Below are 10,765 nucleotides of genomic sequence, written 5' to 3'. Positions count from 1 at the left end.
ATATAATAAGAATATTAAACATATTAGAAAAGTTAACATGAAAAAAATAAAAGGAAAATTAGAAAAATTTAAAATAATTCAGAAAAAAGGAAAGAAAATTTTTGTTTATGATAGAAAGAATAATAGATTATTAAAAAAATATGAATAGAATAACTTTATGAAAAAAATTTAATATTAATGATTTTTTAGAAGAATAGTAAAAATATTTGACAAATCAAAAAAGAATTTGATAATTAAATAGGTGTTAATTATCAAATTCGATAGTAGATTTAGAATTTATTAAATGCATCTCTATGAAAAATTCAATTTTAGTTTTATTAATCCAAAGTCAATTATTTTATTCAATTGAATTATAGAGATGCATATTAATTAAATAAAGAAACATTATTAGATTTTTAATATTTTTTCAAAGGCAACTCTTGGAGTGCCGTCTTCTACATAGATAATACCACAGAAATCAAAGTTTGATTTTTCAATAAATCTTCTCATAGAAATGTTATCTTTATGGGTATCAATTCTAAGAGAAAAGATATTTTTTTCTTTAGCCATAGCTTCTGCAAAATCTAAAATAAAACTAGCCACACCTTTTCCTTTATATGAATTATCAACAGCCACTCTGTGAAGTGTTCCATAAGGTAAATCAGTTTTCCAACTACCTTCTATCTTTTGATAACTTTTTTCATCTCCAAAAATTAAAACAAAAGTTCCAATAACTTTTTCTCCATCTTTTACAACATAGCTATTTTTATTTAGAATATCATTTTCTAGTGATTCAATTTTAGGATAATCCTCATTCCACTGATTAATTCCATTTTCTTTCATATATAGTTTAGCTTGATTTATGATATTCAAAATATCTTTTAAGTTTTCTCTAGTAGATAGTTCTATTTTCATCGATTTTCTCCTATAATTTTTTTACTTTATTGATGATAACATAAAAAATTTAAAAAATCAATTGTGATATTGTCATACTTTTAATGTAAGTATTTTCGATAAAAGATATAGATTTATTATTATAAAAAAATTAATATTAAATTTTTGAATTAAACCTTTGATTTTTTTATATAAAAATGGTATACTAATATGATAATATTTGCCTGTAAGAAGAGAGTTTAAAGTAAGTAGTAAGAGAAGGAAGATAAAAATTTTATTTTCGTTCCCTTATTATTTACAAAGATATACTAGTTTCTTCTTAAAAATACAAAGGTGAATAAAATTTAAGAAATAGGAGGAAATTAATGTTTAACGAAACAAAATTAGAATTAGAAATTGGTGGAAGAACACTATCTCTTTCAACAGGAAAATTTGCTAGACAATCAAACGGAGCAGTAATGATTCAATATGGAGATACAGTAATGCTTTGTACTGTAAACAGAAGTAAAGAAGGAAGAGCAGGTTCAGACTTTTTCCCATTAACAGTAGACTATATTGAAAAATTTTACGCTGCTGGAAAATTCCCTGGAGGATTTAACAAAAGAGAATCAAGACCATCTGTTGACGCAACTTTAATATCAAGATTAACAGATAGACCTATAAGACCAATGTTCCCAGATGGGTTCAATTATGAGGTACAAATTGTAGATACAATATTCTCATATGATGGAGAAAACACACCAGATTATTTATGTGCAATCGGATCATCAGCAGCTTTAATGATATCTGATATTCCTTTCTTAGGACCAGTTGCATCAGTAATCGTTGGAAGAAATAAAGATGGAGAATTTATATTAAACCCTACTCCAGCAGAACTTGAAGAAAGTGATTTAAACTTAAAAGTTGCTGGAACAAAAGAAGCTGTTAATATGGTTGAAGCTGGTGCTAGAGAAATGGACGAAGAAACTATGTTAAAAGCTATAATGTTCGGACATGAAAATATTAAAAAAATCTGTGAATTCCAAGAAGAATTTACAAAATTAATTGGAAAAGAAAAAATAGAATTTACAAAAGAAGAACCAAACCCAGTTGTTAAAAACTTTATCGACACAAATGGAGAAGAAAGATTAAAACAAGCTGTATTAACAACAGGAAAACAAGCTAGACAAGATGCAGTAGACGCTTTAAAAGAAGAATTAACTCAAGCTTTCGTAAATGAAAATTATCCAGAAGTTCCAGAAGAAGAATTACCAGAAGATGTAATGACAGAATTTGATACTTACTATGATGGACTTATGAAAAAATTAGTTAGGGAAGCTATACTTTATCATAAACACAGAGTTGATGGAAGAAAAACTGACGAAATAAGACCTCTATATGCTGAAGTTGGAACTTTACCAATGCCTCATGGTTCAGCTATGTTCACAAGAGGAGAAACTCAAGCTCTTGTTACTGTAACTCTTGGATCAAAAGCAAATGAACAATTAATCGATACATTAGATGAAGAATTTTACAAAAGATTCTATCTTCACTACAATTTCCCAGCTTATTCAGTAGGAGAAATCGGAAGAAACGGAGCTCCTGGAAGAAGAGAGTTAGGACATGGATCACTTGCTGAAAGAGCTTTATCATATGTAATCCCATCTGAAGATGTATTCCCTTACACAGTAAGAGTTGTATCAGATATCACTGAATCAAACGGATCATCTTCTCAAGCATCAATCTGTGGAGGATCTTTAGCACTTATGGACGCTGGAGTACCTATCAAAGAACACGTTGCTGGAATTGCAATGGGACTTGTTAAAGAGGGAGAAGAATTTACAGTTCTTACAGATATAATGGGACTTGAAGACCACTTAGGAGATATGGACTTTAAAGTTGCTGGAACAAAATCAGGAATTACAGCTCTTCAAATGGATATTAAAATAACTGGAATCACTGAAGAGATAATGAGAATAGCTTTAAACCAAGCTCACAAAGCTAGAATAGAAATTTTAGGAGTTATGAACGCAGCAATTCCTACTCCAAGAGAAGAACTTGCTCCAAACGCTCCAAGAATTTATAAAATGCAAATAGATGTAGATAAAATCGGAGCTTTAATCGGACCTGGTGGAAAAAATATCAAAAAAATAATTGATGAAACAGGAGCTTTAGTTGACATTGAAGATGATGGAAAAGTATCAATCTTCTGTGCTGACTTAGATGCTTTAGAACATACAGTAAAATTAATCAACTACCATGTAAAAGATGTTGAAGTAGGAGAAGTTTACAGAGGAAAAGTTGTAAAAATAGCTAAATTTGGTGCATTTATGGAAATACTTCCTGGAAAAGAAGGACTTCTACATGTATCAGAAATTTCTACTGAAAGAGTAGCTAATGTTGAAGATGTATTAAAAGAGGGAGATGTCTTTGATGTAAAAGTTATATCTAATGAAGGTGGAAAAATTAGTTTAAGTAGAAAAAAAGTTTTATTAGATTTAACTAAATAGTTAAGGAGTTAAGAAATTAATGAAATTAGGATTAATAAGTCTTGGTTGTAGTAAAAATACTGTTGACAGCGAAAATATGTTAGGAATACTAGTAAAAGAAAAACAACTTGAACTAGTAGAGGACTTAGAAGAAGCTGATGTAGTAATAGTAAATACTTGTGCATTTATAAATGATGCTAAAGAGGAATCTATTCAAACTATTTTAGAGATGGCAGACTATAAAAAAGATGGAAATCTAAAAAAATTAGTAGTTTGTGGTTGTCTATCTGAAAGATATAAAGATGAACTTATAAAAGAGATACCAGAGATAGATGCTGTTGTAGGAACAGGGGACGTTGATAAAATAGGAGAAGTAGTAGATTCTATCCAAAATGGAAATAAAGAGATAAAGGTGGGAAGTTTAGACTTCCTACCTACTTCAAAAACTCCAAGAATGCTTACAAACTATCCTCATAGTGCATACTTAAAAATCTCTGAAGGGTGCGATAAAAAATGTACTTATTGTATAATTCCATCACTTAGAGGAGAGTTAAGAAGTAGAACTATTGAAGATCTAGTTGAAGAGGCTAAAATATTAGCTAGCGATGGAGTTATAGAACTTAATCTTTTAGCTCAAGAAATAACTGAATATGGAAAAGATATATATGGAAAGAGAATGTTGCCAGAACTTCTGAAAGAACTTGTAAAAGTAGAAGGAATAGAATGGATAAGACTTTATTATATGTATCCAAATTCAATATCAGATGAACTTATTGAAGTCATAAAAGATGAACCAAAAATTTGTAATTATTTTGATGTACCTATCCAACATATATCTGATAATATTTTACAAAATATGGGAAGGGCAAAATCAGGAGATTATATAAGAAGTATTCTTGGAAGAATCAGAGGAAGAATACCAGATGCTACAATAAGAACCACTGTAATAGTTGGTTTCCCTGGAGAAACAGAAGAAAACTTTGAAGAGTTAAAAGAATTTATAAAAGAATTTGAGTTTGATTATGTAGGAGTTTTCAAATATTCAAGAGAAGAAGACACAGTAGCATATGATTTACCAAATCAAATTCCTGAAGAGATAAAAGAAAAGAGATGGAGCGAACTTCTAAACATTCAGGGAGAGATTGTTGAAAGAAAAAATGAAAGATTTATTGGTGAAACAGTAGATGTTATCATTGACGGAGTTTCAACAGAGAGTGAATATATGTTAGAAGGTAGAATGAGATCTCAAGCTTTGGAGATAGATGGAAAGGTATTAACAAGCGATGGAACTGCAAATGTTGGGGATATCGTGAAAGTAAAACTAGAACAAAACTTCCAATATGATTTTATTGGACCTATAATAGAAGAGGAATAACAGGGGGACGAAAATGAATTTACCTAATAAGTTAACAATAACAAGATTAGTACTGGCAGTGCCATTTATTTATTTCTTAGAAAATTCAGTAGATGGAGGTTGGCCTTATAGAATAATAGCTTTAGCTTTATTTGCCGTGGCATCAATCACAGATTTCTTTGATGGATATCTTGCAAGGAAACATAATCTTATAACTGATTTTGGAAAGGTAATGGATCCGTTGGCTGATAAAGTTTTGGTTATATCAGCACTAGTTGTTATGGTTTATTTAAGATATATTCCGTCTTGGATGTCAATAGTTGTTATATTTAGAGAATTTTTGATAAGTGGAATTAGAATAGTTGTAGCAGCAAAAGGAGAAGTTATAGCAGCCAATAAACTAGGTAAATACAAAACAACTTCTCAAATGATTGTTATTATGATACTTATATTATTTGGAAAAGAATATCCAACAATTATGAATATAAATTCATATTTAATGATGATACCTGTTGTTTTAACTATTTGGTCTGGAATAGAATATATAAATATAACAAAACATTATTTCTTAGAAGAAAACTAAAAAGGAGAAAAAATGGGACATATGTTATTTAGAATAGTTGATATGGCTGTATACGTTCTTCAGGTGGTACTTTTCATAAGAGTTATCCTTTCTTGGTTAGCTCCAACAACAAGAAATGATTTTACAGATGTTGTTTATGCTATAACAGAGCCTATGTTAAAACCTTTTAGAATGATTTTACCTATTGGGTACAGCAGATTAGATATTTCACCTATTCTTGCTTATTTCGCTTTGAATTTAATAAGAAGATTAGCTATTATGCTACTTTTCTAAAAATATAGAAAAAATAAAAAAATAGAGGATAATCTTCTCTATTTTTTTTTCTGTGATATAATAAAGAGATAAAAAGTTAAAATTTATGAAAGGAAAAATAATGGAGGATATAAAAAATACTTTTAGTGAATATCATATACCAGTTCTATATTATGAAACAATAGAAAATCTTATAACAGATAAAAATGGAGTTTATTTAGATTGTACTTTAGGAGGAGGAGGTCATTCTGAGGGAATTTTAAAAAATATCTCTGATAAGGGAATGTTGATCTCAATAGACCAAGACGAGCAAGCTATAAAATTTGCATCAAAAAGATTAGAGCCTTACAAAAGTAGATGGAAAGTTTACAAAGATAACTTCCAAAATCTTGATTCAGTTCTTTATATGGCTGGAAAATACCAAGTTGACGGAATATTAATGGACATTGGAGTTTCCTCAACTCAACTTGATGATGAAACAAGAGGTTTCTCATATAGATTTGATACAAGACTTGATATGAGAATGGATAAAAGCAGTCCTTTGTCAGCTTATGAAGTTGTAAATGAGTACCCAGAAGAAAAACTTTCTAAAATAATCTATGAATATGGAGAAGAGAGATTTGCAAGAAAGATTGCAAGATTTATCTGTGAAGAGAGAGATAAAAAGAAAATCGAAACAACAGGAGAGCTTGTAGAAATAATAAGAAGAGCTTATACTGGAAAAACTCAAAAACACCCTGCTAAAAAGACTTTCCAAGCTATTAGAATAGAAGTTAATAAAGAGCTTGAAGTTTTAGAAATCGCTATTGAAAAAGCTGTAAAATGTCTAAAAAAAGGTGGAAGACTTGCAATAATCACTTTCCACTCTTTAGAAGATAGAATAGTTAAAAATAAATTTAAAGAATTAGAAAAAGGTTGTACTTGTCCACCAGAATTACCAGTTTGTATATGTGGAAAAAAACCTCAAGTGAAAGTTTTAACTAAAAAACCAATCTGTGCAGGAGAAAATGAGCTTGAGTATAACAACAGAGCCCACTCTGCAAAATTAAGAATAGTTGAAAAAATTTAAGATGGAGTAAGAGATGAGAAAGATTTTGACAATAATATTTATAGGGATTTTAATGTGTGGGATATTAATTTTCCATAATAAATTATTAATAAAAATTTCTATAATCGAAAGAGAAATATATGTAGAAAAAAGATATGTGGAAGATTTGGAGAAAAAACTTTCTATGGTGAAAATGAATTACGAACAGAAAGTTGATTTGAAAGCTTTTGAGCAAGAGATGGCTAAGAAAAAACAGATGGAAATAACAACAGATGTCAATTATTTTTCTACAGAAGAAGAAAGTGAAATGGAGGAGTAATGCCTGTATCAGTAGGAGAAAAAATAGAATTAGATATAGAGAAAATAGTCTACGGTGGAGAGGGAATGGGATATTTCAATGACTTTGCAGTTTTTGTACCTATGTCTGTTCCTGGAGATAAAGTAGAGGTAGAGATAATATCAAAGAAAAAAAATTATGCTAGAGGACTTATAACAAAACTTTTAAGTGCTGGAGCTGAGAGAATAGATGATGGTCGTGTATCTTTTGAAGATTTTCACGGTTGTGATTTTGGAATGCTTAGCTATGAATCGCAACTAAAATATAAACAACAGCTTGTGGCTGATGTTATGGAGAAGATAGGCGGAGTAAAAGATTTAGTTGTTCCACCAACTTTAGGTTCTCAAGAGATATATAATTATAGAAATAAAGTGATAGAGCCTTTTGCTTATGGAAAAGAGAGAGAGATAATAACAGGAATGTTTGGTAAAAGAAGTCACGACGTTTTCCAAGTAAAAGAAAATATGTTAAGCTCAAAACTTAGCAATAAAGTTATAAATAAAGCAAAAGAGATTTTAAATAGAGATAAAAATCTATCTGTCTATGATGAGATTAAACATAGAGGAATTTTAAGACATATAATGACAAGAACAAACTCTAAAAATGAGGCGATGGTAGTTCTTGTTGTAAATCTAAAAAAAGTATCTAAGGAAGTTGAAAAATTTTTATCAGAACTTTATAATCAAATGGAGGAGATAAAATCTGTTTATATTTCTTTAAATACAGAAAAAACAAACTTTGCTCTTGGAAAAATAATGGTTCATCTTTTTGGAGAGAAAACTATTTTTGAAGAGATTGAGGGAATAAAATTTAATATCTCTCCAAATTCATTCTTCCAAATAAATTTAGAACAAACTAAGAGATTATATAATCTAGGAATAAGTTATTTTGATAATATTGAGGATAAATATATAATAGATGCTTTTTCTGGAACCGGAACTATTGGAATGATTTTATCTAAGAAAGCTCAAAAAATATATTCTATTGAGATTGTAAAATCTGCTGTTGAAGATGGAATAAAAACAGCTAAAGAAAATGGAATTGAAAATATAGATTTTATAATCGGTGACGTTAATAAAGAGATAAAAAAATTGATGGATATGGGAAATAAAGTGGATTCTATAATATTTGACCCACCAAGAAAAGGAATAGAAGAAGTAACTCTTAGAGGTCTTACAAAACATAAGATAGAGGAGATTGTTTATATATCTTGTAATCCATCTACTTTTGCTAGAGATACAAAAATACTTACAGAAGAGGGATATAGTTTAGAAAAAATTCAACCTGTAGATATGTTCCCACAAACTTCACATATAGAAGTAGTTGGGAAGTTTTCTTTGAAAAAATAAGGAGTTACATTTTGTAAAGTCACGATTTTTAGTGTATTTTACGCCATTTTTCCGACATAAAATTGAATGTAGGAAAGTAAAATTTTTATTTTATGATAACAATTAGAAAGTTAAAAGAATAAAATATTACTTTACTTTTTCTAGAAAAAACTATATAATATAATTAATAAAACAGTTATAAATCTCGGTCATTGGAGTATAAGGCGAATGACAAGCCACCAGATTACAGGGTCGTGACCCACGTAGGGGCTTTCAGATACTACGCTTAGCGTTGAGGGAAAACAACGGAAAGACACCCACTGTAATGATAAAAAAGTCCTGCTTTGATAAGAAGTTCAGGACTTTTTTTATAACTAAAGAATGGAGAAAATAAAAATAATGTCTATTAATTTTAAAGGGATAACAAAGAAAATTCCTTTTTCAAAAATTAACTTAAAAGAATTTTTAGAATTTTATAAAAAAGAGATATGTGATTTTAATTTTAAATATATTTTAGAAGATGATACAGAGATAATAATAGATTTTAGAGAAAGAAACTTTAGCCATTTGATTGGTTTACATAAATTTAAAAGAATTAAAAGATATAAAAATTCTGAAGAAATAAATAACGATATTCAAAAAGAAAATATAACGTTTTACAATTTATATTCAGCCAATACAGATTTTTTTGATAAAAATAGAGAGCTAAAAGATAGAATAACATATTTTCCTATTCTCAAAACATTACTTGAAAACGTAGACATAGCTTTAAAATATGACCTAAATGTTATATGGAATAGTAAAATAGAGTTTTCTTTTCTCCTTAGAACAGATAAAGTTTCCATTCTTGTGTATTTGGCAGTAAAAGAAATCTCTGAAAATAAAAAAATATGTGTTCCAGTGTCGTTACTCGTAGATAGAAATGATAGATTTTCTAAAATGAAGTTAAAAGAAATAAAAGTAAAAGAAATCAATATAACAAGAAAATAATTAATCAAAAGCTAGTTCGTCTAGCTTTTTTACAATTTTTTTACCTTTTCTTTACTTTAAATAAATATGAAATTTACTTCAAAGTTATATCATTTAATCCAAGAGGTGAGAAGGTATGAAAAAAATAATTTTTTTAAGTTTGATAGTAAGTTCAATGCTTTATGCAGATGTAGTGAAAGTAGAAAAACATATTGTAAATTCAGGAGATTATAGAATAAGTTATGATGGAAAAGAGATAGAATTTCTTACAGGTATAAATCCCGGTTATGGTTCAGCCTTAACTTTTAAAGGACTAGATAAAAATGGAAATCTTGAATTTTATGCTGTAACAGACAGAGGACCTAATGCAGATGCTCCTAAATATGTTGAAAATGGGAAAAAATTTCCGGGAAAATTCTTTCCAGTTCCTGATTTTACTCCAAGTATAGGAGTAATAAAAGTAACCAAGGATAAATCTCAAGTAGTTGAAAGTATCCCTTTAAAAAATTATAGAAATGAAAAAATATCTGGAAGAGTTATTCCAGAAGGAATAGTAGGTTCAACAGGAGAAGTTGCTTTAAATTTTGATATGAATAAATTAAGTAATGATTTTGATGGACTTGATACAGAGGGAATAGCAGTAGACAAAGATGGAAACTTTTGGTTATGTGATGAGTATGGGCCATTTATAGTAAAAGCAACTAAAGATGGAAGAATAATTGAAAAATATGGTCCAAAAGAGGGATTACCAGAAATATTAAAATATAGAGTTCCAAACAGAGGATTTGAAGGATTAACAATAGATGAAAATGGAGATGTATATGCAACAGTGCAAAGTCCAATGGATATAAATGGAGAGACAAAGAAAAGTGCAGCTTATACAAGAATAGTTAGATTTAATCCTCAAACAAAGAAAACAATAATGTATGCTTATCCGGTAGATAAAAATTATAAGAATTTTGGAAATGCTAAGATAGGTGATATCTGTTCAGTGGGGGATGGAAAATTTTTAATAATAGAACAAGGTAAACAAAATGGAGAGATGCAAAATTTAATCTATATGGTAGATATAAATGGTGCAGATGAAATAGAAAATAATGGAGATCTTGAATATGGAAAATTAAAAGATTTAAAACCAGTAAAAAAAGAACTTTTAATTGACTTAAGAAAATATGGTTGGGATATAGAAAAAGCAGAGGGACTTACTATTTTACCAGATGGAAAAACAATAGTAGTTGTAAATGATAATGATTTTGGACTTCAAACAAAAATCGAAGACTCAGAAAATAAAAATTCAGAGATAGATGACTATGTTTACGATGGAGATAAGAAAGAATTTTTATACAAAGGTAAAGCTGTTAAAAAAATAAAAATAGGAATGGAACAAAATAGTGAGTCTGAAAGAGAAAGTCAAATTTGGTTATTCAGATTGGATAGTAAATTAAAATAATATTTTTAAACTAAAAAATAATTTGATAAAAGGTTGTGAGATTTTTTCTTGCAACTTTTTTATTTGAAAAATAGATAATTAGAAAGTTTATAAAAATTAAAAG

Annotated in this window: 10 protein-coding genes; 9 read left to right on the top strand and 1 reads right to left on the bottom strand. The window is 28.7% G+C overall.

The window, feature by feature from the left end; genetic code table 11:
• Positions 1-387: 387 nt before the first annotated feature.
• The gene (locus tag I6E15_RS09395; RefSeq protein WP_235247527.1) at positions 388-894 is read right to left on the bottom strand and encodes a GNAT family N-acetyltransferase; all 507 of its coding nucleotides are present in this window, start codon (positions 892-894) and stop codon (positions 388-390) included.
• Positions 895-1,238: 344 nt separating this feature from the next.
• Here I6E15_RS09395 and pnp point away from each other — a divergent pair, with 344 nt between their 5' ends.
• The 9 genes from pnp (at position 1,239) to I6E15_RS09350 (ending at position 10,662) form a co-directional block, all read left to right on the top strand.
• Positions 1,239-3,362 carry a polyribonucleotide nucleotidyltransferase gene (pnp, locus tag I6E15_RS09390; RefSeq protein ID WP_235247526.1) on the top strand — a complete coding sequence of 708 codons (2,124 nt, stop codon included), beginning with the start codon at positions 1,239-1,241 and terminating at the stop codon, positions 3,360-3,362.
• A gap of 19 nt (positions 3,363-3,381) precedes the next feature.
• On the top strand, positions 3,382-4,716 hold the full coding sequence (rimO, locus tag I6E15_RS09385) for a 30S ribosomal protein S12 methylthiotransferase RimO (protein ID WP_235247525.1): 1,335 nt from the start codon (positions 3,382-3,384) through the stop codon (positions 4,714-4,716).
• Positions 4,717-4,729: 13 nt separating this feature from the next.
• On the top strand, positions 4,730-5,278 hold the full coding sequence (gene pgsA / locus I6E15_RS09380) for a CDP-diacylglycerol--glycerol-3-phosphate 3-phosphatidyltransferase (protein WP_177160689.1): 549 nt from the start codon (positions 4,730-4,732) through the stop codon (positions 5,276-5,278).
• Between the two features lie 12 nt (positions 5,279-5,290).
• The gene (locus I6E15_RS09375; RefSeq protein ID WP_235247524.1) at positions 5,291-5,551 is read left to right on the top strand and encodes a YggT family protein; all 261 of its coding nucleotides are present in this window, start codon (positions 5,291-5,293) and stop codon (positions 5,549-5,551) included.
• A 100-nt stretch (positions 5,552-5,651) separates the two neighbouring features.
• Positions 5,652-6,599 carry a 16S rRNA (cytosine(1402)-N(4))-methyltransferase RsmH gene (gene rsmH / locus I6E15_RS09370; RefSeq protein ID WP_177160690.1) on the top strand — a complete coding sequence of 316 codons (948 nt, stop codon included), beginning with the start codon at positions 5,652-5,654 and terminating at the stop codon, positions 6,597-6,599.
• Between the two features lie 13 nt (positions 6,600-6,612).
• Positions 6,613-6,897: a hypothetical protein gene (locus I6E15_RS09365; protein WP_235247523.1), complete on the top strand. Its 285-nt coding sequence runs from the start codon at positions 6,613-6,615 to the stop codon at positions 6,895-6,897.
• Positions 6,897-8,264: a 23S rRNA (uracil(1939)-C(5))-methyltransferase RlmD gene (gene rlmD, locus I6E15_RS09360; protein ID WP_235247522.1), complete on the top strand. Its 1,368-nt coding sequence runs from the start codon at positions 6,897-6,899 to the stop codon at positions 8,262-8,264. The genes I6E15_RS09365 and rlmD overlap by 1 nt, the downstream gene beginning before the upstream one ends.
• Positions 8,265-8,642: 378 nt before the next feature.
• Entirely contained in the window at positions 8,643-9,233 is a 591-nt protein-coding gene (locus I6E15_RS09355; RefSeq protein WP_235247521.1) for a PBECR4 domain-containing protein, read from the top strand.
• Between the two features lie 115 nt (positions 9,234-9,348).
• A complete protein-coding gene (locus I6E15_RS09350) occupies positions 9,349-10,662 on the top strand; it encodes an esterase-like activity of phytase family protein (protein WP_235247520.1) in 1,314 nt (437 codons plus the stop codon).
• Positions 10,663-10,765 lie beyond the last annotated feature (103 nt).

The sequence above is a fragment of the Fusobacterium perfoetens genome (assembly GCF_021531475.1).
Classification (GTDB): Bacteria; Fusobacteriota; Fusobacteriia; order Fusobacteriales; family Fusobacteriaceae; genus Fusobacterium_B.
The sequence above is the reverse complement of the archived record's forward strand: the minus strand, read 5'-3'. Positions and strand labels throughout refer to the sequence as shown.